Consider the following 26,004-nt stretch of genomic DNA (forward strand, 5'->3'; position numbering starts at 1 on the left):
TCGCGCGTGCAACACGCCGTAAATGAGAACAATTTAGAATTTCGCGCTGATGGGTGCCTTGCATCCCTGGGTCCCGGCCGACGCACAGGCGCCTGGCCCCTTCATTCCTGCACGCCTGCCTTCCATGCACCGTTCTGTCCTGATGTTCCGTTGCGCACCGTGATGGACCGCTGAACGCCGCCGCCTGCTCCCCATGACTTTCAAGAAAATCTGGTTCCAGTTGCACTGGTTCGTCGGCATTACGGCCGGCACGGTGCTCATCGTCATCGGGCTGTCGGGCGCGGTGTTCTCGTTCCATGAGGAGATCCTGGGCTGGCTGAATCCCGGCACTGTCTCCGTGCCTGCGCGCGATGACCCACCGCTGGGGCCGCCGCAGATTGCGCAGGCGCTGCGCGAGGCCGGCGAGCAGCGCGTGGTCCAGCGCATTACCGTCTTTGCCGAGCCCGGCCGCTCGGCCCAGGTGGCCTTCAAGCCACCGGCCGGCCAGCGCCGGGGCCAGACGGTCTTTGTCGATCCCTACACGGGCGCGCAGCTGCCCGAGCAACACGGCACGGAGTTCTTCGAATGGGTGGAGCGCCTGCACCGCTGGCTGCTGCTGCCGCGCGATGACGGCAAGCCGATCACGGGCACCCTGGCCGGCCTGTTGCTGATGCTGTCGCTGTCGGGCCTGTACCTGCGCTGGCCGCGCCGGCCGCTGTCCTGGCGCATCTGGCTGACCTTCGACCCGGCGCTCAAGGGCCGCTCCTTTCTCTGGGGCCTGCACTCGGTGGCGGGCACCTGGGCCCTGGTGGCCTATGTGGTGTTCACCTGCACCGGCATGTACTGGGCCTTTGGCGTGGTGCGCAGCACGGTGGATGGCTGGGCCGGCGTGCCGCCGCGTGTGGCCGCTCCCGCGGCGCCGTCCTCGAAACCCGGTGGCGGCCGGCCTGAGCCGACTGGCGCGCAGCAGCTCATCGACATCGCGCCCGGCTGGGCCGCCTTCGAGCGCATCGCCCATGGCTGGCAGTTCGCCCAGCTGCGCCTGCCCGAGCGCGCGGGCCAGCCCCTGCAGATCAGCTGGCTGGATGCCGATGCCGCCCATGAGCGCGCGCGCAACCAGATGGCCCTGCTGCCCGACGGCGCCGTGCAGCGCGACGAGCGCTATGCCGACCTGCCCACGGGCCGCCGCGCCGTGGGTGCCATCTACCCGCTGCACATGGGCACTTATTTCGGCATGCCGGGGCGCATCTTCATGACGCTGGCCTCGCTGATCATGCCCCTGTTCGCCATCACGGGCTGGATGCTCTACCTGGACCGCCGGCGCAAGGCGCGTGCCCTGGCCAAGGAGCGCCAGGCGCTGATGGCGGACCCGCCACCGTCCGCCCCTGCGGGCCAGGACACCGTGCTGGTCGCCTTCGCCAGCCAGGCCGGCCGCGCCGAGCGCCTGGCCGTAGCCACCGTGGCTGCGCTGCGCGGCGCAGGCATGGCGGCCAGCCTGCAATCCGTGGCGGCGCTGGATGCCGAGCAACTGCGCCACCACCGGCGCGTGCTCTTCGTGGCCAGCACCTTCGGCGAAGGCGACCCGCCCGATGCCGCGCGCCGCTTTGCCCGCCTGCTGGGCGCGGCCTCGGGCTCGGCCCTGCCGCACCTGCAATACGGCCTGCTGGCGTTGGGCGATCGGCAGTACGCGGCCTTCTGCGGCTTTGGCCATGCACTGGACCACCAGCTGCGCCGCCTGGGCGCACAGCCCGTGTTTCCGCTGATCGAGATGGATGGCGAGGACGCCCAGGCCTGGCATGCCTGGCAGCAGGCGCTGGCAGGGCATTTCGGCGCCGTGCTGCCCGTGTGCGATGCCCTGCCTGCGTCTTCGGCGGAACCGCTTGCCGATGCCACGGCCTTTGCCGCATGGCCGCTGCAGGCGCGCAGCCTGTGCAATGCGGGCAGCCAGGGCGCAGGGCTTTATGTGCTGGACTTGGCACCGCCCGAAGGCGTGGCCCCGCTGTGGCGGGCTGGTGCGCTGGCCGAGGTGCTGCCACGCCATGGCGCAGCCACCGTGCAGGCCTGGCTGGCCGCCCAGGAATGTGACGGCTCGGCCCCCGTGCAATGGCGCCAGCAGACCTGCACGCTGGCCGAGGCGCTGGCCGCCAGCGTGCTGCCGGCCCCGGGCGACATCGCCCCCGGCACCGCGCCCCAGGCCGTGGCCGATGCGCTGCGGCCGCTGCTGCCGCGCAGCTACTCGGTCGCCTCGCTGCCGCAGGACGGCCATGTGCGGCTGCTGGTGCGCCAGGCCCGCCATGACGGCGGCCTGGGCGTGGCGTCGGGCTGGCTGACGGCGCATGCGGCCCGGGGCACCTCCGTGGCCATGAGACTGGTGGAAAACCGCGCCTTCGAGCCGCGCGAAGAGGCAGGTGCCGAGCCCGATGCGCCGGCCATCTTCATCGGCAACGGCTCCGGCTATGCCGGCCTACGCGGCCACCTGCTGGCGCGCATGCACGCAGGCCGCCACCGCAACTGGCTGCTGTTCGGCGAACGCCAGCGGGCCCATGACGGGTACTGCGAGGCCGAGGTCTCCGGCTGGCTGGCCGCAGGCAAGCTGCAGCGCGCCGACTTCATCTACTCCCGCGACCAGGCCCGGCGCCGCTACGTGCAGGATGCCCTGCGCGAAGCCGCCGAACCCCTGCGCGACTGGATCACCGACGGCGCCGTGCTCTACGTCTGCGGCAGCGCCGACGGCATGGCCGCAGGCGTTGATGCCGCGCTGGCCGACATCCTGGGCGCTACCGCCGTCGAAGATCTGATCGTCGAAGGCCGTTACCGCAGGGATGTGTACTGAGGTGAAGCGCCGCGTCTTAATGCACAGCGCATGAAACTGGCGCGGCCTAAGTCAGGGACACCGAGCAAGGGCCGCCCCGCCGCGAGGGTGTCGTCCCCCTCCCGCGTAGCGAGAGAGGGCGCCGTGCATACGGGGGAAGGCGCGTAAGCGCCTCAGGGGGTGATGTACCTCTCCTTGCCGAGATTGAGCATCAACCGGTTCGCCCAGCCGAACAGCGCGGCCGAGTGCAGCATGTCCAGGATTTCCTGGTCCGTGAGGCCGGCATCGCGCAGCGGCTGCAGCTGGGCAGCGCCAAAGCTGCCCGGCGCGCGCGTCAGGGCCAGCGAGGACTGGATGATGGCGCGTTCGCGCGCATTGGTGCCGGCCGTGTCGGGGTCGTCGAACATCTGTGCCATGACATCGTTGCGCTTGGCCAGTTGCTCGAAACGCTGGGCGTGGACCGATGCGCAGTACACGCAGCCGTTGGAGCGCGAGACGGCCGTGGCCGCCACCTCGCGCTCGGCGCGCGACAGGCCGCCGGGCGCGTACATGATGGCGTTGAAGGCCTGCGAGCGCTCCGACAGCACGCGCGGCTGGCGGGCCAGCAGCAGGTAGAAGTCCGACGTGCGCGCCTTGGGGTGGCTCAGGTCCAGCACGGCCTGCTGCTCGGCCGTGGCCGTGGCGGGGTCGAGCACGGGCAGCCAGGACGTCCAGTCCAGCGTCTCGCTGGTGTAGCCGTTGCGGCGCAGCGGCTCGCCCGGTGGCGGCAGGTTGGCGGGGTGCACGAAGGGGGCGGCGGCGGCTTCGGCAGCCGGCGTGCTGGCCTGGCCGCCCAGCGCGACCATGGCCTGCACGCCCGCGAACAGGCGCAACTGGTAGGCGATGAAACCCACCAGCTGGGCCACCAGCACGGTGTCGTCGATGGACAGGCCGGACTCGGGCATGGCCAGCAGGGCCGCGCGGTCGCTTTCGGCCGGGTGCAGGGCCAGGGTGCGCACGAAGTGCAGGGCCGCATCCAGGCGGGCGTTGCCGGTCTGGGCGCCGGGCTGGGCCAGCACGGTGCGCAGCGCGGGCGTCAGGGCGTCGCCCAGGGACTCGGCACGCTGGCGGTATTCATCGGCCAGGGCCTGGACGCCGCTGACGCGGCATTGCTCGCTGGCCAGCACCAGGCGCTCGGCGCGCGACAGGCTGTCGGCCAGGCCGTCGCCCAGCAGCAGGTCCTCGCAGGCCTGGGTGGCGATGGCCACCTTGTCGCGCTGGCGGCGCGTGGCGAAAACGGGGGACTGGTCGGTCAGGCCGGCCAGGCGGTCGATGGTGTCGTTGGCGGTGGTCATGGGTATCTCAGGTCTTGTCTGCCAGGGCCCGCACGCGGGCTTCGGGGTCGGCGGGCGTCCATTCGCCGCCGTCGAGCTCGGGCTCGGAATAGGACTGCAGCTGGGCGTAGTGGTGTTCCAGGTCCTCGCGGTAGAACAGCGAGGCCAGGCCCTGGGCCAGCTTGCGTGCGCCGTCGCTGATGGCGGGGATATCGCCCGACACCGTGCCGTGCGACAGCGCGGCCGGATAGCAAAAGCAGTGCACATGGTCCAGGCCGGGCAGGGCGCCGGGCGTCTTTTCCTGGAACTCGAACAGCGGGCCCAGGTCGGGCGAGTCCGACAGTTCCTGGTCCTCGGCACCCGCCTCGGGCACGAAGCGGTCGCTCCAGATGCGCACATGGGGCGCCAGGTCGGCGAACTCGGGGCGCTGGCGCCAGTCGATGGCAAAGCCGGTGGAGACGATCAGGAAGTCCAGCACGAACACGCCGCGCGGCGTGTCCACGCGCAGCCGGTCTCCGTCCTGCTCCACCTTCTGCACGGCGCAGCCCAGGTTGAAGTGGGCGTTGGCGTGGCGCGAGACGCGCAGCGTGCTGCCGTGCGGCGGTGGCACCTGCTGCACGTTGATGTAGTGGCGTATGCGCCATTTCCAGGCGTCGGGCAGCAGGAACTGGCCGTGCGTGAGGCCGGGCGTGCCCGAGCCCTTGGATTTGTTGATGCGCGGCAGGTCGCTGCGGCGCACCAGCAGGTCCACGCTGGCGGCGCCGTTCTCCAGCGCGGTGGCCGCGCTGTCCATGGCCGACGAGCCCGCGCCCACCACGCCCACGTGCAGGCCGGCCAGGCGGCCGTAGTCGAGCACGTCGGAGGAGTGTGCCCAGCGGCTGCGGTCCACGCCCTGCATGAAGGCGGGGATCTGCGGGCCGCCCAGGCCGTCGCGGCCCGTGGCCAGCACCACGCGGCGCGCCAGCCAGGTGCGCGAGGCGCCATCGGCCGTCACATCGACCTCGACCGTGCCGTCGGCCTGCGGGCGGATGGCCGTGACCTGGTGGCCGTTGCGCACGTCGCAGCGCATCACGCGGCGGTACCAGCGCAGGTAGTCCATCCACTGCAGGCGCGGGATCTTGTCCAGCGCGGCCCAGGCTTCGCGGCCCCATTGGGCGATGAACCAGGCGCGGAAGGTCAGCGAGGGCAGGCCCAGCGCGGGGCCGGTCAGCTCCTTGGGCGAGCGCAGGGTTTCCATGCGCGCCGTCGTGGCCCAGGGGCCTTCGAAGTCCAGCGGGGCCTTGTCCAGCAAAACGGCCGCGATGCCCAGCTGGGACAGCGCGGCCGACAGGGCCAGGCCGGCCTGGCCGGCGCCGATGACCAGGACATCGTGCACGGGCTGGCCGTCGCGGGTGGAGGGAGGGATCCAGGCCTTGGCAGGCCAGCCCAGGGCGACGAGGTCGTCGCGCAGGCGTTCTTCAAGGGCAGCCAGGCCCGCAGGGGCCGCGGCTGCCGGTTCGGTCAGGGACATAGACTCACCAGGAACTCACGAGGAAAGGCGCGCCAGCGGGGCAGGGCCTGCGGGCGCGCGCGGCATCAATCGATGCTGATTTTCGCGTCTTTGACCACCTGTGCCCACTTCAGGCGGTCGTTGTGCACGGTTTTCTTGAACTGCTCGGGCGTCTCTATGCGGATGGCATTGCCCTGGGACTCGAAGCGCGCACGCACCTCGGGCAGCTCCAGCACCTCGCGCACGGCCTGGCCGAGCTTGGCCACGATGGCCGGGTCCGTGCCCTTGGGCGCGAAGATGCCGAACCAGATCGAGCTGTCGAAGCCCTTGGTGCCCGTCAGGCCGCTGGAGGCGATGGTGGGCACTTCCTTGATCACTTCCACGGGCTTGGCCGTGGTCACGCCCAGCAGGCGCACCTTGCCGCTCTTGTAGTGCGGCAGCACGGTCTGGACCTGGTTCATGATGCAGCAGGTCTCGCCGCGCAGCACCGAGGTGATGGCCTCGGGGCCGCCCTTGTAGGGCACGTGGACCATGTTCAGCCCCAGGCGCGCATTGAACTCTGCAAAGGCCATGTGCGTGCCCGCGCCGTTGCCCGTGGAGGCGTAGTTGTACTTGCCGGGGTTGGCCTTGATCTCGTCCACGAACTCCTTGAGGTTCCTGACGTTGATCACGTTGGGATTGATGGTCAGCACGTTGGACACATCGATCAGCGGCGCCACGGGCACGAAGTCGGTTTCCACGTCAAACGGCAGCTTCTTGTACAGCGCCGCATTGCTGCCGTGCGTGGCCGCCGTGCCGAAGGCCAGCGTGTAGCCGTCCGGCTTGGCGCGCGCCACGATCTCGCTGGCGATGTTGCCGGCCGCTCCCGACTTGTAGTCAATGATCAGCGGCTGGCCCAGGCGCTGGGACAGCGGCTCCTGCACGCCGCGCGCGATCACGTCCACGCCCGAGCCTGCCGGGAAGCCCAGGATCATGGTCACGGGCTGGTGCGGCCACGAAGCCGCCGAATCGGCTGCCACCGCTGCGGTGGAGCCGAGGACGGCCAGGGCCGCGGCGGCGGCGGGAATCCAGGAGCGGAAAAGCGAGGGGCGCATGGTGTGCAGGGAAATCCGGTGAATCAATTCCCATATTTTCCTGAGAACTTAATGAGCCACTTTTATATGCATATGTTGGTATGAAGCCAGTGTGGGCATGGCCGCAGCGCTCAGCAAAAAGCCCGCCGATGGGGCGGGCTTCATGCCGGGCGCAGGCGCCTCTCAATGGCGGTAGGGGTTGTTGGGGCGGCGGTCATGGCGGTCCGGCACGCCGTCGCGGTCACGGTCCCAGCGGCCGGGTGCGTAGCCCCAGCGGCCACCGTGCTGCGACCACACGGGCTGGCGGTACACATAGCCGGGGCGCGCCTTGACCCAGTGGCCGGCCACCCAGGCATGGCGGTGGCCCTGCGGGCGCCAGTAGCCCGGCGCCCACACATAGCCGCGGCGCGGTGCCGGAACGGCCTCGTAGCGCATGGGGGGCGGCGCGCCGAACTGCACAGAGATGGCGGCACCCGGCGCCGCGTAGGTCACGTTGGCCTGGGCCTGCGCGGTCCCGGCCCATCCGGCCAGGGCCACGGTCGCGGCGATCAGCGGTGTGCGAAGGGAAATCATGGCGGCTCCTTGTCCTTGGTTCATCGGGCTGGAGTCCCTGTGACGGGAATCCATGACTGCATGGTGCGAGTGCTGCGTCAAGCCCGGGTTGCCGCGACGCGAAGTCTTGCAATCTTGTGTATCGCCTTGGTGAAGCCTTGTTGCCAGGCGCTGCAGCGCAGGCTGCCGTCAGACAGTGCCTCTTCTCAGGGCCGTGAACGCCGTGAATTCCCAGCTGCGCATGGCCAGCACCAGGGTGTAGCCCTCGCGCTGGCCGGGCGGCAGGCGCTGGTCCTGCAGGTGCTGCTGGGAAAAATCATGGGCCAGCCGCTGTATGCGTTCCACGAAGCTGGGCGCCAGATGCCGGCCGATGGAGCCGTGCACCATCAGCATGCCCTCGCCCGGCTGGTCGAAGCCGCCGCCGAAATAGTCGAGCACGGCGTTCTCGCGGAAGTACTCCATCACCGGCCCGCGTGCGCGCCAGCGGAAGGTCTTGGCCAGGCGCAGCCGGTAGCGGTTGCCGGGGCGCAGTTCGATGATGCCGATGCGGTCCAGCTGGGCCAGGTAGCGGATGCCTTCGGCCTCGGTCATGCGGTAGGTGGCCACGATCTGCTCCAGCGTCCACTGGCTGAGCACGCAGATGGCCATCAGCAGCAGCTTGCGGTCGGCGACCACGGCGTTCTCCTGCTCGGGCGTCATCTCCTGCAGTAGCGGTTGGCTGTCGGCCACGCGGCGCGCCAGGTCGGCGAAGTCCAGGCTCAGCGCGCGGCAGATGGCATCGATGCGCGACAGCGGCATGTCGCCCTTGGCCAGCATGCGCTTGACGCTGGACTCGGCCATGCCCAGGGCGCGCGCCAGGTCGGCATAGGTCATCTGGGCGGCCTTGAGTTCCTTCTTGAGGGCGATGACGAGGTCGGCAGTGGTGCTCATGGGTAGCGATTATCGATACCCGAGGTGCTGGTTTGCGCGGCGGGTGCAGAAAAACGATGCTGGAAGGGCCGATGGCTCGCCACACTCCGCCTCACTTTTCACGAGGAGCAACACATGCCATCCGTATCGATTTCACCGGCCGCCGCCCTGCGCGCGCTGTACTGGGGCGCTGCCCTGCTGCTGCTGGCCGCCTGGCTTGGCCCCGCCGTGCCGCAGCCGCAGGACTTTCACGCGTTTGCCGACCAGCGCGCCTGGGGGGCGCTGCCCCATGCGCTGGATGTGCTCAGCAACCTGGGCTTTGCCTGGGCCGCCGTGGCGGGCGCGCGCCTGCTGCTGGACCGGCGTAGCCAGGCGCTGGCGCCGGCCCTGCGCTGGTTGGCCGCGCTGTTCTTCACGGGGCTGGCGTGTTCGGCCATAGGTTCGTCCGTCTACCACTGGGCACCCCACGATGCCACCCTGGCCGGCGACCGGCTGGGCATGTCCATGGCCTTTGCCGGCATGCTGGGGCTGGCGCTGCAATCGCGCATTGCCGACCGCGTGGCCGTGCGTGCCGCGGTGGCCATGCTGGTCGCCGCCGTGGCCTCGGTGGTGGTCTGGCTGCATGGCGGCAACCTGCTGCCCTGGGCGCTGGTGCAGGGCGGCGGCATGCTGGCGGTGCTGGGCCTGGCCTGCGTGGCGCCGCGCCATGGCGCGCTGGCGCTGCGCCTGGGCGTGGTGATTGCCTGGTATGGCGCGGCCAAGCTGCTGGAGTGGGGCGATGCGGCCGTCTTCGAGGCCACGGCCGGGCTGGTGTCCGGCCACAGCCTCAAGCATGTGGTGGCGGCGGCCGCCGCCCTGCCCGTGATCGCCGCGCTGCGTGCGGCCGGCACGGCGCGCATGACCAGTACGGGCACAATGTGCGCCGATGCGTGCGGCCACGGCGGCGCCACCAACCGTTGAGGGAAGACAAGATGTTCCAGCAAGAGACCGGCAGCCCGTCTGCCCCCACCGCAACGGCCGGCGCCGTGCCATCGGCCGCGCACGAGCACCCCAACCAGTTCGCCCTGCTGGGCCAGCGGCGCTTTGCGCCGTTCTTCTGGACGCAGTTCTCGGGGGCGGCCAACGACAACCTGTTCAAGTTCGCGCTCACCGTGATGGTGACCTACCAGCTCAGCGTCTCCTGGCTGCCTTCGGCCATGGCGGGGCTGGTGATCGGGGCGCTGTTCATCCTGCCGTTCCTGCTGTTCTCGGCCACCTCGGGCCAGCTGACGGACAAGTGGGACAAGACCCGCATGTTCCGCCTGGTCAAGAACCTGGAGATCGCCATCATGGCGCTGGCCGCCTGGGGCTTCATCCAGGCCAATGTGCCGCTGCTGCTGGGCTGCGTCTTCCTGATGGGCCTGCACTCCACGCTGTTCGGCCCCGTGAAATTCGCCTACCTGCCCCAGGTGCTCAGCGAGCGCGAGCTGACGGGCGGCAACGGCATGGTGGAGATGGGCACCTTCGTGGCCATCCTGCTGGGCAACGTGGCAGGCGGCCTGCTGGTGGCCGTGCCCGAGGTGGGCCATATGCAGGTGGCCGTGGCCTGCCTGGCGCTGGCGGTGATCGGGCGGATCTTTGCGCAGTTCATCCCCAATGCGCCGGCCACCGACCCGCACCTGGTCATCAACTGGAACCCCTTCACCGAGACCTGGCGCAACCTGCAGCTGGCCCGCGAGCAGCCCGCCGTGTTCCGCTCGCTGCTGGGCATCAGCTGGATGTGGTTCTTCGGCGCCGTGTTCCTGGCCCAGTTCCCCAGCTTTGCCAAGGAGGTGCTGCATGGCGACGAGCATGTGGCCTCGCTGCTGCTGGTGGTGTTTTCCGTGGGCATTGGCACGGGCTCGCTGCTGTGCGAGGTGTTCAGCCGCCGCCATGTGGAGATCGGCCTGGTGCCGCTGGGCGCCATCGGCATGAGCGTGTTCGCCGTGGACCTGTTCTTTGCCTCGCGCGCGCTGCCGGCCTCCGAGCTGATGGGCGTGGGTGCCTTCTTTGCCCAGCCCGCGCACTGGCGCGTGATGGCCGACCTGGGCATGCTGGCCCTGTCGGCCGGCATCTACAGCGTGCCCATGTACGCGCTGATCCAGATGCGCAGCCAGCCCACGCACCGCGCGCGGATCATCGCGGCCAACAACATCCTCAACGCGCTGTTCATGATCGCCTCCAGCGTGCTGGCCGGCGCGCTGCTGGCGGCGGGCTTCAGCATTCCCCAGGTTTTCCTGATCACGGGCATTGCCAATGCCGTGGTGGCGGCCTACATCTTCTTGCTGGTGCCCGAGTACCTGCTGCGCTTCGTGGCCTGGGTGGTCTCGCGCTTCGTGTACCGCTTCAAGGTGCAGGGCGACGAGCACATCCCGGCCACCGGCGCGGCCATCCTGGCCTGCAACCATGTGAGCTTTGTCGATGCCGTGCTGCTCATGGCCGCCAGCCCCCGGCCCATCTACTTCCTGATGGACCACCGCATCTTCCGCGTGCCCGTGCTGGGCTGGCTGTTCCGCCTGGCCAAGGCCATTCCGGTCGCGCCCCAGAAGGAAGATCCCGCCACCTACGAGGCTGCGTTCGAGCGCGCCGCCCAGGTGCTGCGCGAGGGCGACCTGCTGGCCATCTTCCCCGAGGGCGGCATCACGCGCGACGGGCAGCTGCAGGAGTTCCGTGGCGGCATCATGAAGATCGTCGAGCGCGCCCAGGCCGATGGCCTGCAGGTGCCCGTGGTCCCCATGGCGCTGACCAATCTCTGGGGCTCGTACTTCAGCCGCATCGAGCAGGGCGGCGCCATGGTGCGGCCCTTCCGCCGTGGCCTGTTCAACCGTGTGGGCCTGAACGTGGGCCAGCCCATGGCCCAGGCCGAGGTGCAGCCCGCGCTGCTGCGCGAGCGCGTGCAGCGGCTGCTGGCGGCCTAAGAGGGGTTCTGTTCCTCCACCGTGAAGCTCAGGCCGGCATTGGCCTTGAGCCTGGCGATGAGCGCGTCGCCCATGGCAGGCGCCGTGGTCCAGATGCCGCCGGGCGTGTCCGGGGCGTCCTGCAGCAGGCAGACGGCGGCCTCGGTGATCATCTTGGACGTGGAGCCGTAGCCCGGATCGCGGTCGCCCTTGACGCCCACGCGCAGGCTGTGGCCGGTCGTGTCGGTGCCGATGAACAGCACGTCGTAGAAGCCCGATTCACGCTCTTCGCGCGATGGCCCCTCGCCAGGCTTGGGGCCGTCGTCCGCGCCCAGCGACTTGTCGGCCGCCACGGCGTTGGCCAGGGCCTCGCCCTTTTCGCCCGCGCCTGTGACCATCATCTCGTCGTAGACAAAGTCGGCGCCATAGGCATGGCCCAGCAGAAAGTTGGAGCGGTGCACGTTGCGCGTGTTGATGGCCGCCATCACGAAGGGCGCCACCCACAGGCCCAGCACCTCGTCCACCATGGGCTTGCTGCCGGACGGTTGGCGCGGACCCTCGAAGCCCGGCGTGAGCGAGAACGGATTGCGCAGCAGTTCCAGCACGCCCGGCTGGGCGGCCGCCGCCATGGTGGCCTTGAGGCTGGCCGCCGTGCCGCCCGAGAACGTGCCCTTCATCTTGCGCACCCGGCCCCGCACGCGCTGGGCGGGCTGGCCGAAGCGGGCCTGCATCTCTCGCTGCAGCATGAACACGCCCAGGTCGAAGGGAATGGAATCGAAGCCGCAGGAGAACACGATGCGCGCGCCGCTGGCCCGGGCTGCGGCCTCGTGGGCATCGATCATCTGGCGCATCCACGCTGGCTCGCCGCACAGGTCCACATAGTCCACGCCGGCGCGGGCGCAGGCGGCCACGAGTTCGTTGCCGTAGAGCTGGTAGGGGCCCACCGTGGTCAGCACCAGGCGGGCCTGCTCCATCAGCGCCTGCAGGCTTGCGGGATTGCCGGTGTCGGTCACCACCAGCGGGGTATCGGCGGGCGCGCCCAGCTCGTCGCGCACGGCCGCGAGCTTGGCGGCATTGCGCCCGCCCATGGCCCAGCGCAGGCCGCTGCCTGCGGGGTAGCGCCTGAGCAGGTACTCCACCACCAGCCGGCCCGTAAAGCCGGTGGCGCCGTGGACGACGAGGTCAAAGGGTTTGGTCATGGGAGATCTCCATCAATCAGCGTGGCGAACGTGCGATTGCCCGCTGCACTGCAGCCGGGGTGGGCGCATTGTCTGTGGCGCGCCGCAGGGTTCCTGTCGCCCAGGTGCCGTGCCCGATGTCCTGTGTGCTGGTGTCACATGCAGGAACTTTTTGGGGTGTAAACAACAGTCAAAAACTTGAAAAGTACCGTTTGAAGATACTCGATGGCCTGTGTCTGGCCACTGTTACGGTTGAATGCAGACACGCAAGTTACGTCTGGGCACCATGCGTCCCGTGTTCAACCAATGCCCTTGAGGGGCACCTCGGCAAATGTCCTCTTCTCCCATCGTCGTTCAGCGTGATACCCGGGCCTGGCAACTGCAGGTGTGGGTGTCGTTCGGCATTGCGGTCTCGCTGTGCGCCATCGGCCTGGCATGGCTGCCCGGCGAGCAGCTGGAGCAGGCCTTCATGGTGATGGGCTATGTGTTCTGCCTCTCGGCCGCCTTCGTGCTGGCCAAGTTCGTGCGGGACAACGAGGGCGGCCGCAGCGGCGCAGGCGACACGCCCATGTGGAAGCTGGTGGTCTGGGGCGGCTTTGCCGTGTCCATGGCGCTGACCGGCTGGGGGCTGGTGAGCATGGACATCAACGTGACCTACAAGGCCTTCCTGGGCGTGAGCTGGCTCTATCTCATCACCACCGCCTTCACGCTGGCCAAGATGCTGCGTGACCGCCACGAGGCCGACCTGGCGCAGGCCCGCATGCATGGCCGCCGCGAGGCCGCGCAACCGGCCGACGCCGAGTGATGTCCACCCCTTCCCCGCATTTCCAGGAGTCCAAGCAATGATGGTCAACCAATCCGTTTTCACGCGCCTGCCGCGTGCCCTGCTGGCCGCTGGTGCGCTGTGCGCAGCCCTGGCCATGGCGCCTGCCCATGCGCAAAGCGAGGCCTCGGTGGCGCTGTCCATGCTGCCCGTGGCCTCCGTGGTGGGCACGGCTTCGGTGGCTTCGGCGGCCGCTGGCGCCGTGGTGGCCGTGCCTGCCGCTTTGTCGGTGGGCGGCGCGGTGCTGACCGTGAAGGCGGTGCAGGCCTCGGCCACGGGCACGGTCTACCTGCTGGAGCGTGCCTCCGACGGCGCCCAGGCCAGCGTGGAAGTGGTGGGGCGAGGCGCCTCCGCCTCGGCTTACGCCGTGGGCACGGTGCTGACCTGCAGCGTGATCGGCACGGGCGTCATCATCTCGGCGGCCGGCAAGGTGCTGGCCTTCATCCCCAACGAGATGGGCAAGGCCCTGCTGCACAACGAACGCCTGTGATGCCCGCCATGAAACCGCTGCTTTCTCCTTCCCCTGCAGCCCGTGCCGCCTGCCTGGGCCTGCTCCTGGCCGCCGCGCTGGGCACGGCCCATGCAGGGCGCAGCTGCGAGGACAAGCCCCTCACCCCCCAATCCCTGCAAAAGGGCCTGGACCTGGCCCAGCGCACATCCCAGGCGCTGGATGCCGAGTACGCGAAGAACGGCACCCGTGTCGTGCTGCTGGCGCGCGTGGGCCAGGACCTGAGCAAGTACGACCTGCACTACTCGCACTACGGCTGGGCCTACAGGACCCCCGAAGGCCCCTGGCGCGTGGCGCACAAGCTCAACGAATGCGGCACGGCCGGCGGCCATGTCTACCGCCAGGGCCTGGGCGAGTTCTTCCTGGACGACCTGTGGCGCTACGAGGCCGGCGTTCAGGTGCCCACGCCCGCCGTGCAGCAGGCGCTGTGGACCTTTCTGACCCAGCCCCAGACCGTGCTGCGCCTCCAGCACGAGCCCTACAGCATGGTCAGCTACGCCTGGGGGCAGCGCTACCAGCAGTCCAACCAGTGGGCCACCGAAACCCTGGCCGCCGCCATGGAGCCGGCCACGGTGCAGCGGCGCCAGCAGGCCCAGGCCTGGCTGCAGTTCAAGGGCTACGAGCCGGGCGTGCTGGTGATTCGCGCGCTGTCGCGGCTGGGCGGGCGCGTGACGGCTGCCAACATCGCCTTCGACGACCATCCCAACGACAAGCGCTATGCCAGCCGCATAGAGACCGTGACCGTGGAGTCGGTGACGCAATGGCTGCAGCGCAGCCAGCTGGCGGGTCCGGTGCGCGTGCTGCCCTGAGCCGAACCGGTTCTTCATCCGCCTGCGGTCTTCCTCGGCCGCAGGCCACTGAAACAGGAGTTTCCCCATGAGCAAGGCCCTGCGTCTGCCCGAGAAATGGTTCCGCCGAGGCCTGTGGCTGGTGGCGGTGGTGTTCGCGTCCTTCCTCATCGGCCTGGGCGGCCTGGTGGTGGGCGACCTGCCCCAGGTCGAGTCGCCGCGCACGGTGGAGGACTTCATCGCGCCCGAGGCGGCCGAGCCCGTGAAGGCCGAGATCAAGGCCGCCGATGCCGACCACGACAAGGCGGAAACGGCGCTGGAGAACGCACGGCTCAAGTACCAGGCCGCGCAGTCGCGCTACCGCTCGGCGCGCGAGACCTTCGACAACTGGGTGGCCACGCGCCGTGCCACCGCCCGGCCCGAGCAGGACAGCGAACTGCTGTCGCGCACCCAGGCGCTCGATGCCATCAAGCAGGAAGAGAACACCGCCCGCGCCTCCGTGGAGCGGCTGCAGGATACGAGCCTGCGGGCGCGGCAGCGCCTGGACGCGGCCAACCGCCAATGGGACGATCTGCGCGACGGGGCCATGGAGGCCTGGCGCACGGAGATGCGCGCCGTCGAGCTGCGTGTCTTTCTCTACCGCCTGGCGCTGACCCTGCCGCTGCTGCTGGCGGCCGGCTGGCTGTTCGCCAAACAGCGCAAGAGCACCTGGTGGCCCTTCGTCTGGGGATTCATCTTCTTTGCGCTGTTCGCTTTCTTCGTTGAACTTGTGCCGTACCTGCCCGACTACGGCGGCTACGTGCGCTATGTGGTCGGTATCGTGGTGACGGTGCTGCTGGGGCGCGCGGCCATCCTGGGCCTGAACCGCTATCTTGAAAGGCAAAAGCAGCAGGAATCGCTGCCGGAGACGCAGCGGCGCCAGGAACTGGGCTATGACGTGGCCCTGGCCCGCCTGGCCAAGGGCGTGTGCCCGGGCTGCGAGCGCCCCGTGGATCTGAAGGACGGCGCCATCGACTTCTGTCCCCACTGCGGCATCGGCCTGTTCGACCGCTGCGGCAGCTGCAGCACCCGCAAGAGCGCCTTTGTACGCTTTTGCCACAGCTGCGGCACCCAGGCCGATAGCCACGGCAGGAAGGCGGGCGCGGTGCTGCCCCGGGCGCAGGAGCCCGGGCCGGCGGCAGGCTGAGCCGGCCTGGCCGTCAGGGGCTCCAAGCCCCTTGAAGCTGCACGGGGTTGTGGTACACCATGGCTTGCGCGCTCGGCCGGGGCGCAGATGTCTTCAGCGAGGATGCCATGTCACGCCAGCTGCCGTATCCCCCACAACACACGCCAGCGCAGTCCGCCCACCCACCGGCCGGCGGGACCGCCCATGTCCTTCCCCTTGCGGCCTGGGCCGTGGGGGCGGCCCTTCTGGCAGGTCATGTGCTGGCGGGCCCTTCTTCATGGAAAGCATGGGCGGCCTACGCCGCGCTGTCGGCATTGGCCGGCATGGCCTGGATCTGGCGCTGCCATGCAGCCGGCTTGCCGCTGACCCGGACGCTGCGCGGCCATGGCTGGATACAGGCCACGATGGCTTTGCTGCTGGCGGCATGGCAGCCGACCCTGGCCTGGGCTTGTGCCCTGCTGTGGCTGGCGGCCGTCGCCTGGCTGCCCTGGGATGGCGAGCGCGAGCAGGCGCTGCATCTGCCCACGGGCCAGGTGGTGGTGCTGTGCGCCATGCTGGCCATGCTCTGCGCCGTGGTGGTGGCCAGGCCCATGCCGCAGATGGCGCCGGGCCCGGTCGCCGTGCGCATCCTGTGGCTGGCCAGCGTGCTGCTGCCGCTGGCCGTGCATGCGCTGGCGCTGTGGCAGGCGCTGAGCCGCATGCAGCGCCAGTACACCGAGGAGCTGGCGCAGCTGTCGAGCTATTGCGGCCAACTGGCCGACGATGTGCAGCAGTTGCAAAAACGCGTGGGCTCGCTGCAATTGCCCACGGGGCGCGACACACTCACCGGCGTGGCCAATTACGCGCGTTTGATGGATGTGGTCGATGGCCTGCGCGAACGCCATGCCCGCAAGCCCGAGCCGTTTTGCGTGGTGCTGCTGGAGCTGGACCCGTGGGTGGAGCGCGTGGGTGTTCACCAGGCCTACAAGGGCCCCTCGCTGCAGGACCGCGTGCTGCTCATGCTCAGCGGCCTGCTGGTCACGCATCTGCGCACCGTGGACGGCATAGGCCGCTACCGCGACGACACCTTCATGCTGGTGATGCCCGATACCGCCTCGGTCCAGGCCGTCTGGGCCCTGCAGCGCGTGCGCGAGGGTGTGCGCCAGCAGCGCTGGAGCGAAACGCCCATCCCCGATCCCGACAAGGACCCGCTGACCCTGACCCTGGCCGTGGCGGAGTTCCAGGCGGGCGAGACCTCGGAGCGGCTGGTGCAGCGGGCCGAGGCAGCCCTGTTGCATGGCCGCGCCTGCGGGCGCAACCAGATCGTGGTGGCCGAGGATGTGCGGCCGCCGCGCGCGTCCTAGACGCACAGCCTGCGATAGGGCCTGTTCATCCCCTGCGGGGGAGCGCGCTCCTCGGGATTTCCCGGATGCGGTCACAATGGGCGCCCATCGGGGCCGCCGGCCCGCCGCGCTTCATTGCATGCCCGTGCTTTCCTCCATTTCCCGGAATCTTCCCGACCGCCTCCTTTGGGGGCCGAAGCCGGCGTCACCGCTGGTGGACGAGGCGCTGCACCTGGAGCGCTGGAAACGCCGCACCTGGCAGCTGCACATCTCCGTGCTGCTCAGCCATCTCTATGCGCTGCTGCTGTTCCTGGGCCATGCATGGGCCGGCTACGCGCCCTGGCCCGTGGTGCTGGGCTATGGACTGTGGGTGGCGGCCGGCATGGGCTTCATCACCTGGGCCTATGCCAGCGACTGGTGCCACAAGCTGCGCGATCCGGGCATGTTCCTCACGCACCAGCTGGTGTCCATCATCGGCGTGCTGGGCATGGTCATGGCGGCACCCGCGCTGGCGTTCCAGTCGATGGTGATGCTGATCGCCTTCAGCGCCGACGGTTTTCTCGCACGCAGCCGCACCAGCTTCTGGCTGACGTGGATAGGCACCCTCGTTGCCGTGGCCGCCATCATCTGCTGGCGGGGTCCGCTGATGCGCATGACCACGGACACGGCTGCGGGCCAGCTGCTGGCCTTCGGCGTGGTGCTGGGGGCCGTGGTGCGCTGCAGCGTGCAGGCGACCTTCTTTCGCAGCATGCAGTACCGGCTGGGCATCGCCAATGACAAGCTGGCCGCTGCGCTGGCGCAGATCGAGGCCTTGCTGCGCCATGACGACCTGACCGGCGTCAGCAATCGGCGCGGCGTGATGGAGCGGCTGCACGAAGTGCGTACCGCCGCCCAGGAGCGTGGCGAGGTGCTGTGCGTGGCGTTGCTGGACATAGACCACTTCAAGCGCATCAACGACAGCTTTGGCCATGAAGGCGGCGACCGCGTGTTGCGCGCTTTCGGCGCGCTGCTGAAGTCGCAGCTGCGCAGTACAGATGGCGTGGGCCGCTATGGCGGCGAGGAATTCCTGCTGGTGCTGCCGGACACCGACCTTGCCCAGGCCGGCGAACTGCTGGAGCGCCTGCGCCTGCGCATTGCCGAAGCCCCGTGGACGCACACCCTGGGCGAGGGCGCCCGCGTCACCTGCACGCTGGGCGCGGCGCAGTACCGCACGGGCGAATCGGTAGAGGCCACCATCGCGCGCGCCGATGCGGCGCTGTACCGAGGCAAGGCCCAGGGCCGCAACTGCACGGTGCTGGAGCCGCAACAGGCCCCGCAGGTCTTGAGCGGCGCCCCGGCCCCCCGGACTGATGCCGGAATGCCTGACCGCTTGTGAGTGCAGCTCACGACGAGTGACAGAAAACATCGTTATTCATGCGCACCGATCGTCCATAGCATCGGCATCCATGCTCGGAATGGACAAGGGTGCAAATATGAACCAATGGTTCGCTGAAATCGCCGGCAACGGGCCCGAGGGCGCTGGCATCGTGGTGTCTGCGCAAGGCTGGGATAGGCATCTGCAGTCCGGCCCCCGCCAGTTGCAGGCCGGCCCGCTCCGCGCCGAACTGGCCGACGGCGGCCTGCGCAATGTCCGCTATGGCGGCGTCGACATCCTGCGCTCCATGGCCTTTGTGGCGCGCGACGGACAGGGTGACCGCTGTGTGCATGGCGCGGGCGAACTGAGCCTGCGCGAGCGGGCCGGCCGCTTCGAGGCCTTCTACGAAACGGTGGTGGACTGCGAGGAGCTGAGCCTGGCCTGGCGCGTGCGCATCGTGGGTTCGGCGCGCGGACTGAGCTTCACGTGCTGGGCGCGTGCCCAGGGGGATGTCGACGGCGGCCTGCAGCGGGGCCTGCGCGCCGGGCGGGCGGGCCTGGAACTGGTGTATCCGCTCAAGGTCCTGGCTGGCCGGCCCGTGCATGTCCAGCATGTCGATGGCAGCGCCGAAACCACCGTGCTGCCCGAGCCCGATGCGCTGCAGCGCCTGTCGCAGCTGTCTGGCATCGCCCATGAGCCCGCACCGGGCCTGCAGGTGGATTGCCGCCTGGAAGGCGCCGAGTTCGAGATGCTGGGCCAGCGCTGTGGCGGCAAGGCCTTTTTCCGGCTGCAGCCGCGCGCGTTGTCTCCTTCGCCCTCCTACCCGTTGACCCGGGGCCGGACCCTGGTGCAGATGGCCGGCCTCTCGTTTGTCTCGCCCGGCGCCCTGCAGTAGCACCGCAAGCAGCGCCTGGCCGGGCCTGGCCGGGTCAGCCTGTGCCTTGCAGGCGGGCGGCCTGCACGGTGGCCTCCAGCAGCTTTCTCTCCCTTTGCAGGTGGGCGGTGAACTGGGCTTGCTCCATGACCATGGGCTTGAAGCCGGCCTCGGCCAGCTTGCGCACCAGTTCCGGCTCGGCCAGCACGGCGGCGGTCTCCCGGGCCAGGCGCTCTGCAATGCGGGCATCGGTGCGGGCTGGCAGCAGCAGGCCTTGCCAGGCTTCGACATCGAACGCCTGCCAGACCGCCGTGTCCGACAGGCTGGGTGTCTGCGGCAAGGTGGCGGCCCGCTGGCGCGATGTCACCCCCAGGCCGCGCAGCTTGCCCTCGCGCACGAAGGACTGGACCAGGGCCACGGGCAGCACGGCCAGGTCGATCTGCCCGCCTGCCAGCTCGGTCAGCGCCTGCGGGCCGGATTTGTAGGGCACATGCGTCCATGACAGGCCGGCCTGCTGCTGGAGCATTTCGGCCGTCAGGTGCAGGCTGGTGCCCACGCCGTCGGTGCCCACGGTCAGCCGGCCCGGTTGCTGGCGTGACAGCTGCACCAGCTCGGCCGCCGTGGCGGCCGGCAGGTCGGGGCGGCCTGCCAGCACGAAGGCCGAAGAGGCCACGGGCGCCACGGGCAGCAGCTCCCTGAGGCCGTCATAGCGAAAGCGTTCTGGCGAGACCAGCGGCGCGATCAGCACGCAGCTGGCCACGCCAAACAGCACGGTGTGCCCGTCGGGCCGGGCCTTGATGACACGCTGGGTGGCGATGGTGCCCGAGGCGCCCACCGTGTTCTCTATGACCACGGGCTGGTGCAGCCGCTCGGCCAGCCTCGGCATGACCAGGCGTGCGGCCACGTCCACGCTGCCGCCTGGCGAAAAGGGCACCACCACGGTCAGCGGCTGGCTGGGCCAGGCGTCGGCCCCAGCCGTGGAGGCGCGGGCTGCCGGCGAAAGCCAGGGCGCGCCCAGCATCCAGGCCGCCAGTTGCCTGCGGTTGAGGCTCATGCCAGCCTCCCGGCAGCGCCCAGCCAGGGCAGCTGGTCCGCGTGGTAGCGCCAGGTCTGGAACACGCTGTTGAGCCGGCCGGGGCCGGTGCGGCGCGCTGCGGCATCGGGATACTCGGCGAACCAGGGCAGGATGTATTCCCAGACCACTTCCCCCGCAGGCGTGACCTCGAAGAGCCGGCCCGTGGCCGATTCGGTGATGTGGGTGTTGCCGTTCCACAGGCGCTGGGCATTGCCCATGAAGGCGGTGTAGAAGGCGTTGACCATCTCGTCCTGGTAGCTCCAGACCACGCGGTGGTCGGCCGGATCGATCTCCACCACGCGCGAGAAGGCCACGTGGGCGCCTTCGCGGAAGTTGCCGTTGTCGAAGGCCAGGATGTGGCCGTTGTCCAGCGCCACGGGCGCATGCTGGTGCGAGACCACGGAAGGCGGAATGTGCAGCGTCACCGCGCCGCTGGCCTTGTCCACGGCGATGATGCCGGAGGTGGTGCGCAGGCTCATGAGCACGCTGCCGTCGGCCCTCACTCCCAGCCCGTTGACCAGCGGCCAGTGGTAGCGGCCAAAGCCCGGGTGGATGGGGAAATCCTCGGGCTCCAGGTGCTCCCAGGCCTTCCACTCCCAGACCAGGCGGCCGCTGCGGTCCACCTCGCGGATCACGTCGCCGTACATCACCTCGCCGGTTCCGTGCGCGGTGCCGCCGGGCACGCGCTCGGCAAAGCCCTCGGGCACGGGCGCGCAGGCGGCATAGAGCAGGTGGCCGTTGGGCAGCCATTGCGCGTCATGGTGGTGGTCCGGGTCCTCGTGGCGCCAGACGATCTCGCCCTGCGGCGTGACCTCGTAGAAATCGCCACCGTGCCACATGGACCACGGCGCATAGCGGTCGGGCGAGCGGGGATGGTTGCCGTTGTAGCCCAGGTTGCCGTTGGGCAGGATCACGGCATGGCGGCCCGCGCGCACGGGCAGTTTCCATTCATGGGCCACGCGGCCCTCGACGTCCACCAGGTAGACATGGCCGTCGGCCGTCTGCGGCGCGATCAGGGTGTAGCCGCCGGCCGAAAGGGCGGGGTCGTGGGCGATGAGTCCGACGCCGCGGCGGCGCTGGGTGACTTGGTCTACGGTGCTTGCCATGGGCTGCTTTCAAAGGAGGGCGGGGAATGAGCGCCACTGTAGGCAGTCGCAAGCGTCAGGAATAGCTGTTTGTTTTGGATGAGGTGTCAGATAAAAATTTACACTCCGCGCCATGCCCGCAATCTCCCAGGCCTTTCGCTGTTTCGACGAGGTGGCGCGCCGTGGCTCGGTGCGCAAGGCCGCCGTCACGCTGCACCTGACGGCGGCCGCCGTGAACCAGCAGATCCTCAATCTGGAGGCCCAGGTCGGCGTGCCGCTGTTCGACCGCCTGCCGCGCGGCATGCAGCTGACAACCGCCGGGGAGCTGATGCTGGCGGCCGTGCGGCGCAGCCAGCGTGACTTCGACAACGCGCTGGCCCAGGTGGAGGACCTGCGCGCCCTGCGCCGGGGCCATGTGCGCGTGGGCGTGTCCCATGCCACGGCCGAGTACCTGCTGCCCCTGGTGATCGCCAGCCTGCACGGGCGCTATCCGGGCATCACCTTCAGCGTGCGCTCGGGCACGGGCGAGGAGCTGCTGCGCGGCGTTGCGCAGGGAGAGATCGATGTGGCCTATTGCCTGCGCCGCCCGCCGCCGCCCGGCGTGCAGGAGGTGCGGGCCTGGCCCCAGCCGCTGGGCGCGGTGATGGCTCCCGGCCATCCGCTGGCCACCGAGCCGCGCCTGCTGCGCCTGCGCGATTGCGTGGCCTATCCGCTGATCCTGATGGCGCCGGGCATGGAGCTGCGCAGCATGCTGGAGCAGATGGACAGCGCAGCCCTGCACCAGCAGCGGCCGCTGGTGGAGACCAGCTCCGTGCCCATGGTGCGGCGCCTGGTGGCCGGCAGCACGGCCCTGGGATTCCTGGTGCCCGACAACGTGGCCGAGGATGTGGCGGCCGGCCGCCTGCTCTGGCGGCCCCTGCACGATGCAGGAGCACAGCTGCCAAGCTGTCTGTACCAGCGCATCGGCTACACCAGGGCGGCCGCCATGCGCCTGTTTCTGGACGAGCTGGAGCGCGTGGCCGACGAGATGCGCGCCGGCTTCGAGACCGGCGTGTCCTGGTCGCTCAAGGATATGGCGACCTGAGCGACCCTGACCACCTGAGTGACCTGAACGATCGGCTGCGGGGCGTCAGACGCCCCGGGCGCGCTCGGCCTTGAAGCGTGCGCGCATTTCAGTGAAGTTGCCCGCCTCCAGCGCATTGCGCACTTCCTGCATCAGGTTCAGGTAGTAGTGCAGGTTGTGGATGGTGGTGAGCATGGGGCCCAGCATCTCGCCGCAGCGGTCCAGATGGTGCAGGTAGGCGCGCGAGAAGCCGTCGCGTCCGCCTTGCTCCCAGCTCACGCCGCTGGCACCGGCGCAGGCGTGGCAGGTGCAGCTGGGGTCCAGCGGCTGGTGGTCGGTCTTGTGGCGTGCATTGCGGATCTTCAGGTCGCCATAGCGCGTGAAGATGGTGCCGTTGCGCGCATTGCGCGTGGGCATGACGCAGTCGAACATGTCCACGCCGTCGGCCACGCCCTGCACCAGGTCCTCGGGCGTGCCCACGCCCATCAGGTAGCGCGGCTTGTGGGCCGGCAGGCGGTGCGGCGTGTGGGCCATGATGGCCAGCATCTCGTCCTTGGGCTCGCCCACCGAGACGCCGCCCACGGCGTAGCCGGGAAAGTCCATCTCGACCAGGGCCTGCAGCGATTCCTCGCGCAGGTTCTCGTACATGCCGCCCTGCACGATGCCGAACAGCGCGTTGGGGTTGCCCAGGCGCTGGAATTCGTCGCTGGAGCGCTTGGCCCAGCGGCGGCTCATCTCCATGCTCTTGCGTGCCTCGGCCTCGGTGGTCTTGTGGCCGTTGGTCTCGTAGGGCGTGCATTCGTCCAGCTGCATGACGATGTCCGAGTTCAGGATCGTCTGGATCTGCATGCTGACTTCGGGCGACATGAACAGCTTGTCGCCATTGACCGGGCTGGCGAAGTGCACGCCTTCCTCGGTGATCTTGCGCATGGCGCCCAGGCTCCAGACCTGGAATCCCCCCGAGTCGGTGAGGATGGGCTTGTCCCACTTCTCGAAGCCGTGCAGGCCGCCGAAGCTCTGCATGATGTCCAGCCCCGGGCGCATCCACAGGTGGAAGGTGTTGCCCAGGATGATCTGCGCGCCCATCTCCTGCAGGCTGCGCGGCATCACGCCCTTGACGGTGCCATAGGTGCCCACGGGCATGAAGATGGGTGTCTGCACCACGCCGTGGTTGAGCGTGAGCTGGCCGCGGCGCGCGTGGCTGGAGGGATCGGTCTTGAGCAGGTCGAATTGCAGCATAGCCCTCCATTGTCCCAGATGGCCGCATGCGCGTGTCGGACGCGCCGCGACTGTCCCCGGAGCCCGTCCGGCTTAGCCGGCCCGCGTCTACACTGGGGTGGTTGCGATTCGCCAGCTACAAAAAAGGAGGTCTGCATGCTGAAGATCATGATTGCCGTCGACGGGTCCGAGCCCTCGCTGGATGCCGTGCACCACGCCATCTCCCTGGTGCGCCAGGGCCTTCAGGCGCATTTCGTGCTGGCCCATGTGCAGCAGGAGGCCTCGCTGTTCGAGCTGGCCACGCAGGACTCGGACATGATCGCCGCCGCCAGCGTGGACGCCGGTATGCACCTGGTGGCGCCGGCCGTGGCCCTGGTGCGGGCTGCCGGCATTTCCTACGAGGTGGAGATCGGCCTGGGCGAGCCCGCCGCCGCGCTGGCCGACATTGCCGAGAGCACGGGCTGCGAGCAGATCATCATCGGCGCGCTGGGCCAGGGCGGCCTGCGGCGCGTGCTGATCGGCTCGGTCTCGCGCGAGGTGGCGCGCAACAGCCGGCTGCCGGTGACCATCGTCAAGCATGCCGAGCCGCGCGATGAAGATGAGGAGCAGGACCTGAGTCCCGAGTGAGGCCGCGCCGGGCAGGCGCGCGGGCCTTCAGGCAGCCCGCCGCTGCTGGCCCTGATGGCTCTGGTGCCGGCCTGCATGGGCGCCGTAAGCTCCGTAGGCGCCGTGGGCACCATGAGCGTGCGCATGCGCGTGGGGCTGCAGCTTGCCGTGCGGCAGGCTGGCCAGGCGCTGGAACATGCGGCGGCAATAGCCGCGTATGCCCAGGCATTTGTTGATCTCGTCCACCGGCAGGGGCCCGGAGACCACGACGATGCTGTCGGCCTGGTCCCAGTCGCCGGCCGCGCGCAGCCGCCTGCGCGTGCACAGCGCCCAGGCATGGATGCGCGTGGGCGAGCCATGCTCATGGACCTGGCCCGTGACCAGGTCGAAGGCAATGGCCACCAGCTCGGTCCTGAGCCGGCAGCGGCGCTCGCCCGTGATGGCACTGGGCGTCTCGCGCATGTCGTACAGGCAGTAACTGCCGGCCTTGAGCTGGTATTGCAAATCCATGGCGGACCTCCGCGGTTCGTTCTGGGGCGGGTTCCGGGCCTGCCTGCAAAGGCCCGGGGCATCGGCGCATTCTGACGCATGGCCCCGGCCGCTGGCAATGCAGCCAGCGGGGCGGGGCTTCCCCGCGAAGGGCAAGCGGCAAAGCGTGCCCGCGAGGGCCGGCCTTCTAGAAGTCCAGAAGGCTGAAGCCCACGCTGAGCACGGTGCGCTTGTAGTTGTAATCGATCAGGCTGTCACCGTATCCGCTGAAAAGCTGGACATGCAGGCGCAAATTGCTCTTGCCACCGTTCCATCCTTCGCCTAGGGTGCGCAGCCATTCGACGCGGCCGGAGCCGCGGCCCTGGCCCAGCGAGCCGCGCGCAGTGAAGCCTAGATAGTTCTGTGCATTGACGTTCCAGCCCAGTTTCACCTCGCCCCGGCCTATGTAGTCCTGGATGCGCGGGTTGTCGTCGTGCTCGGCGCTTTCGCGGATGCGCTGCCAGGCCTTGGCGTGCAGCTGCCAGCGGTTGTCCAGCTCGAAGCCGGTCATCAGATACCAGCGGTTCCAGCTGCGCGACAGCGGATCGCTCTGGCCGTTGGACTGGTGCACCAGTCCCACGCCGCTGTAGCGCCAGCGCCAGCCGAAGGGCAGCCGGGCATCGGTGGGGTAGACGTAGAAGATCTCGGGCTCGTGGTCCGTGTTGCGGAAGGGCCGCGAGATGGCGGGGCTGAACAGCTGCCAGTACGACTGCTGGGTGTAGCCGACCCACAGCGAGTCCTTGCCCGCCGAGGTGCTGCCGGTCAGCAGGCCCTGGGCGACCTTGGTGCGCACCGACAGCTGCACGCGCATTTCCTCGGTCTTGTAGGGCTGCGACTGCGCAGGGTCCTTGCCGGGCGTGGTGGGCTGCCGGTTGACATGGTCGGCCGTCACCACGGACACGGACATGGGCCGGTAGCCGCGGAAGCTGAAGGTACCGCAGTCGCTGCCCGGTTCCAGCTCGAAGTAGCGCGACAGCTCGCTGTAGCGCGGGTCGCGGCAGCCGCCGTTGGTGGGGGTGGTGGGCAGCGCCAGGCCCTGGCCGCTGTCGGCCGTCACCACGGGGGCGGGCGTGGGCAGGGCGCCAGGATCGGCTGCGGCGCTGGCGGCCGGAGCACTCCAGCCGGTGGCTGGCGGCGCGGTCAGCGGTTGCTGCTGCTGTGCCCAGGTGTCGAAGCAGGCCAGGCGAGACTGGTTGTCCGTGGTGGCGGCGCACTGGCGCCAGGCGTCCTCGGACAGGGGGCGGGGCGCTGTCTGCGCCTGGGCGCCGAGCCAGGGCGTGGCGCCCAGGCCCATGGCCAGGGCCCACTGCAGGGGTGTCGGCGTGCGGCTTGGGCGCTTGCGGCGATCCAGGTGTGGAGGATTCGTCATGGCAGG

23 protein-coding genes are annotated in these 26,004 nt (G+C 69.5%); 12 read left to right on the forward strand and 11 right to left on the reverse strand.

What is annotated here, in order from left to right:
* The first annotated feature begins 193 nt into the window (after positions 1 to 193).
* Positions 194 to 2,812 carry a sulfite reductase flavoprotein subunit alpha gene (locus tag AAN986_RS02465; RefSeq protein ID WP_047219264.1) on the forward strand — a complete coding sequence of 873 codons (2,619 nt, stop codon included), beginning with the start codon at positions 194 to 196 and terminating at the stop codon, positions 2,810 to 2,812.
* 152 nt (positions 2,813 to 2,964) lie between these two features.
* Here the strand turns inward: AAN986_RS02465 and AAN986_RS02470 are convergent, their stop codons facing one another.
* From AAN986_RS02470 to AAN986_RS02490, 5 genes are all read right to left on the reverse strand, one after another.
* Positions 2,965 to 4,125, reverse strand: coding sequence for a peroxidase-related enzyme (locus AAN986_RS02470; protein WP_082138132.1), 1,161 nt, complete (start codon positions 4,123 to 4,125; stop codon positions 2,965 to 2,967).
* Between the two features lie 7 nt (positions 4,126 to 4,132).
* Positions 4,133 to 5,614, reverse strand: a complete 1,482-nt coding sequence (locus tag AAN986_RS02475) for an NAD(P)/FAD-dependent oxidoreductase (protein WP_047219265.1) — start codon at positions 5,612 to 5,614, stop codon at positions 4,133 to 4,135.
* Positions 5,615 to 5,679: 65 nt separating this feature from the next.
* Positions 5,680 to 6,687, reverse strand: a complete 1,008-nt coding sequence (locus tag AAN986_RS02480; protein ID WP_017406536.1) for a tripartite tricarboxylate transporter substrate binding protein — start codon at positions 6,685 to 6,687, stop codon at positions 5,680 to 5,682.
* A gap of 162 nt (positions 6,688 to 6,849) precedes the next feature.
* On the reverse strand, positions 6,850 to 7,239 hold the full coding sequence (locus tag AAN986_RS02485) for a YXWGXW repeat-containing protein (protein WP_016450353.1): 390 nt from the start codon (positions 7,237 to 7,239) through the stop codon (positions 6,850 to 6,852).
* A 168-nt stretch (positions 7,240 to 7,407) separates the two neighbouring features.
* Complete coding sequence (locus AAN986_RS02490) at positions 7,408 to 8,148, reverse strand: helix-turn-helix transcriptional regulator (protein ID WP_012202467.1); 741 nt, start codon at positions 8,146 to 8,148, stop codon at positions 7,408 to 7,410.
* A gap of 114 nt (positions 8,149 to 8,262) precedes the next feature.
* On the opposite strand from AAN986_RS02490, the gene AAN986_RS02495 reads away from it, so the two are divergent.
* The gene (locus tag AAN986_RS02495; protein ID WP_047219266.1) at positions 8,263 to 9,087 is read left to right on the forward strand and encodes a hypothetical protein; all 825 of its coding nucleotides are present in this window, start codon (positions 8,263 to 8,265) and stop codon (positions 9,085 to 9,087) included.
* Between the two features lie 11 nt (positions 9,088 to 9,098).
* Positions 9,099 to 11,063 (forward strand): MFS transporter, encoded by a 1,965-nt coding sequence (locus AAN986_RS02500; RefSeq protein WP_047219267.1) that lies wholly within the window; start codon positions 9,099 to 9,101, stop codon positions 11,061 to 11,063.
* On the opposite strand, the gene AAN986_RS02505 is transcribed toward AAN986_RS02500, so the two are convergent.
* Positions 11,060 to 12,241 (reverse strand): saccharopine dehydrogenase NADP-binding domain-containing protein, encoded by a 1,182-nt coding sequence (locus AAN986_RS02505; protein ID WP_047219268.1) that lies wholly within the window; start codon positions 12,239 to 12,241, stop codon positions 11,060 to 11,062. The genes AAN986_RS02500 and AAN986_RS02505 overlap by 4 nt on opposite strands.
* A 310-nt stretch (positions 12,242 to 12,551) precedes the next feature.
* Between AAN986_RS02505 and AAN986_RS02510 the strand changes: the two genes are divergently transcribed.
* From AAN986_RS02510 to AAN986_RS02540, 7 genes are all read left to right on the forward strand, one after another.
* The gene (locus AAN986_RS02510; protein ID WP_012202471.1) at positions 12,552 to 13,025 is read left to right on the forward strand and encodes a YiaA/YiaB family inner membrane protein; all 474 of its coding nucleotides are present in this window, start codon (positions 12,552 to 12,554) and stop codon (positions 13,023 to 13,025) included.
* A 37-nt stretch (positions 13,026 to 13,062) separates the two neighbouring features.
* On the forward strand, positions 13,063 to 13,533 hold the full coding sequence (locus AAN986_RS02515) for a hypothetical protein (protein ID WP_016450357.1): 471 nt from the start codon (positions 13,063 to 13,065) through the stop codon (positions 13,531 to 13,533).
* Between the two features lie 8 nt (positions 13,534 to 13,541).
* Positions 13,542 to 14,360, forward strand: a complete 819-nt coding sequence (locus AAN986_RS02520; protein WP_016450358.1) for a DUF2145 domain-containing protein — start codon at positions 13,542 to 13,544, stop codon at positions 14,358 to 14,360.
* A gap of 67 nt (positions 14,361 to 14,427) precedes the next feature.
* Positions 14,428 to 15,525, forward strand: coding sequence for a zinc ribbon domain-containing protein (locus AAN986_RS02525; RefSeq protein WP_047219269.1), 1,098 nt, complete (start codon positions 14,428 to 14,430; stop codon positions 15,523 to 15,525).
* 107 nt (positions 15,526 to 15,632) lie between these two features.
* Positions 15,633 to 16,847, forward strand: a complete 1,215-nt coding sequence (locus AAN986_RS02530; RefSeq protein WP_047219277.1) for a GGDEF domain-containing protein — start codon at positions 15,633 to 15,635, stop codon at positions 16,845 to 16,847.
* A gap of 193 nt (positions 16,848 to 17,040) precedes the next feature.
* On the forward strand, positions 17,041 to 18,201 hold the full coding sequence (locus AAN986_RS02535; RefSeq protein WP_241150427.1) for a GGDEF domain-containing protein: 1,161 nt from the start codon (positions 17,041 to 17,043) through the stop codon (positions 18,199 to 18,201).
* A gap of 97 nt (positions 18,202 to 18,298) precedes the next feature.
* Positions 18,299 to 19,075: a hypothetical protein gene (locus AAN986_RS02540; RefSeq protein WP_017406527.1), complete on the forward strand. Its 777-nt coding sequence runs from the start codon at positions 18,299 to 18,301 to the stop codon at positions 19,073 to 19,075.
* A gap of 34 nt (positions 19,076 to 19,109) precedes the next feature.
* On the opposite strand, the gene AAN986_RS02545 is transcribed toward AAN986_RS02540, so the two are convergent.
* Both AAN986_RS02545 and AAN986_RS02550 read right to left on the reverse strand, forming a co-directional pair.
* A complete protein-coding gene (locus tag AAN986_RS02545; protein WP_016454503.1) occupies positions 19,110 to 20,108 on the reverse strand; it encodes a tripartite tricarboxylate transporter substrate binding protein in 999 nt (332 codons plus the stop codon).
* Positions 20,105 to 21,235, reverse strand: coding sequence for an aryl-sulfate sulfotransferase (locus AAN986_RS02550; protein WP_047219271.1), 1,131 nt, complete (start codon positions 21,233 to 21,235; stop codon positions 20,105 to 20,107). The genes AAN986_RS02545 and AAN986_RS02550 overlap by 4 nt, the downstream gene beginning before the upstream one ends.
* A gap of 112 nt (positions 21,236 to 21,347) precedes the next feature.
* Here AAN986_RS02550 and AAN986_RS02555 point away from each other — a divergent pair, with 112 nt between their 5' ends.
* The gene (locus AAN986_RS02555; protein ID WP_017406524.1) at positions 21,348 to 22,298 is read left to right on the forward strand and encodes a LysR family transcriptional regulator; all 951 of its coding nucleotides are present in this window, start codon (positions 21,348 to 21,350) and stop codon (positions 22,296 to 22,298) included.
* Positions 22,299 to 22,343: 45 nt separating this feature from the next.
* On the opposite strand, the gene tgt is transcribed toward AAN986_RS02555, so the two are convergent.
* Positions 22,344 to 23,516, reverse strand: a complete 1,173-nt coding sequence (gene tgt, locus AAN986_RS02560) for a tRNA guanosine(34) transglycosylase Tgt (protein ID WP_016450366.1) — start codon at positions 23,514 to 23,516, stop codon at positions 22,344 to 22,346.
* A 135-nt stretch (positions 23,517 to 23,651) separates the two neighbouring features.
* On the opposite strand from tgt, the gene AAN986_RS02565 reads away from it, so the two are divergent.
* Positions 23,652 to 24,122, forward strand: a complete 471-nt coding sequence (locus AAN986_RS02565; RefSeq protein WP_016450367.1) for a universal stress protein — start codon at positions 23,652 to 23,654, stop codon at positions 24,120 to 24,122.
* Between the two features lie 27 nt (positions 24,123 to 24,149).
* Here AAN986_RS02565 and AAN986_RS02570 read toward each other — a convergent pair whose 3' ends face one another.
* Positions 24,150 to 24,611 (reverse strand): hypothetical protein, encoded by a 462-nt coding sequence (locus tag AAN986_RS02570; RefSeq protein WP_016454505.1) that lies wholly within the window; start codon positions 24,609 to 24,611, stop codon positions 24,150 to 24,152.
* Positions 24,612 to 24,777: 166 nt separating this feature from the next.
* Positions 24,778 to 25,998, reverse strand: a complete 1,221-nt coding sequence (locus tag AAN986_RS02575; protein ID WP_047219272.1) for a phospholipase A — start codon at positions 25,996 to 25,998, stop codon at positions 24,778 to 24,780.
* Positions 25,999 to 26,004: the final 6 nt, after the last annotated feature.

This window comes from Delftia sp. DS1230, from assembly GCF_040112715.1.
GTDB classification, from domain to species: domain Bacteria; phylum Pseudomonadota; class Gammaproteobacteria; order Burkholderiales; family Burkholderiaceae_C; genus Comamonas; species Comamonas tsuruhatensis.

Bases quoted from the DNA above. Each gene is read 5' to 3' on its own strand.
- AAN986_RS02465 (WP_047219264.1), top strand. From the start codon at position 194: ATGACTTTCAAGAAAATCTGGTTCCAGTTGCACTGGTTCGTCGGCATT.
- AAN986_RS02470 (WP_082138132.1), bottom strand. From the start codon at position 4,125: ATGACCACCGCCAACGACACCATCGACCGCCTGGCCGGCCTGACCGAC.
- AAN986_RS02475 (WP_047219265.1), bottom strand. From the start codon at position 5,614: ATGTCCCTGACCGAACCGGCAGCCGCGGCCCCTGCGGGCCTGGCTGCC.
- AAN986_RS02480 (WP_017406536.1), bottom strand. From the start codon at position 6,687: ATGCGCCCCTCGCTTTTCCGCTCCTGGATTCCCGCCGCCGCCGCGGCC.
- AAN986_RS02485 (WP_016450353.1), bottom strand. From the start codon at position 7,239: ATGATTTCCCTTCGCACACCGCTGATCGCCGCGACCGTGGCCCTGGCC.
- AAN986_RS02490 (WP_012202467.1), bottom strand. From the start codon at position 8,148: ATGAGCACCACTGCCGACCTCGTCATCGCCCTCAAGAAGGAACTCAAG.
- AAN986_RS02495 (WP_047219266.1), top strand. From the start codon at position 8,263: ATGCCATCCGTATCGATTTCACCGGCCGCCGCCCTGCGCGCGCTGTAC.
- AAN986_RS02500 (WP_047219267.1), top strand. From the start codon at position 9,099: ATGTTCCAGCAAGAGACCGGCAGCCCGTCTGCCCCCACCGCAACGGCC.
- AAN986_RS02505 (WP_047219268.1), bottom strand. From the start codon at position 12,241: ATGACCAAACCCTTTGACCTCGTCGTCCACGGCGCCACCGGCTTTACG.
- AAN986_RS02510 (WP_012202471.1), top strand. From the start codon at position 12,552: ATGTCCTCTTCTCCCATCGTCGTTCAGCGTGATACCCGGGCCTGGCAA.
- AAN986_RS02515 (WP_016450357.1), top strand. From the start codon at position 13,063: ATGATGGTCAACCAATCCGTTTTCACGCGCCTGCCGCGTGCCCTGCTG.
- AAN986_RS02520 (WP_016450358.1), top strand. From the start codon at position 13,542: ATGAAACCGCTGCTTTCTCCTTCCCCTGCAGCCCGTGCCGCCTGCCTG.
- AAN986_RS02525 (WP_047219269.1), top strand. From the start codon at position 14,428: ATGAGCAAGGCCCTGCGTCTGCCCGAGAAATGGTTCCGCCGAGGCCTG.
- AAN986_RS02530 (WP_047219277.1), top strand. From the start codon at position 15,633: ATGTCACGCCAGCTGCCGTATCCCCCACAACACACGCCAGCGCAGTCC.
- AAN986_RS02540 (WP_017406527.1), top strand. From the start codon at position 18,299: ATGAACCAATGGTTCGCTGAAATCGCCGGCAACGGGCCCGAGGGCGCT.
- AAN986_RS02545 (WP_016454503.1), bottom strand. From the start codon at position 20,108: ATGAGCCTCAACCGCAGGCAACTGGCGGCCTGGATGCTGGGCGCGCCC.
- AAN986_RS02550 (WP_047219271.1), bottom strand. From the start codon at position 21,235: ATGGCAAGCACCGTAGACCAAGTCACCCAGCGCCGCCGCGGCGTCGGA.
- AAN986_RS02555 (WP_017406524.1), top strand. From the start codon at position 21,348: ATGCCCGCAATCTCCCAGGCCTTTCGCTGTTTCGACGAGGTGGCGCGC.
- tgt (WP_016450366.1), bottom strand. From the start codon at position 23,516: ATGCTGCAATTCGACCTGCTCAAGACCGATCCCTCCAGCCACGCGCGC.
- AAN986_RS02565 (WP_016450367.1), top strand. From the start codon at position 23,652: ATGCTGAAGATCATGATTGCCGTCGACGGGTCCGAGCCCTCGCTGGAT.
- AAN986_RS02570 (WP_016454505.1), bottom strand. From the start codon at position 24,611: ATGGATTTGCAATACCAGCTCAAGGCCGGCAGTTACTGCCTGTACGAC.
- AAN986_RS02575 (WP_047219272.1), bottom strand. From the start codon at position 25,998: ATGACGAATCCTCCACACCTGGATCGCCGCAAGCGCCCAAGCCGCACG.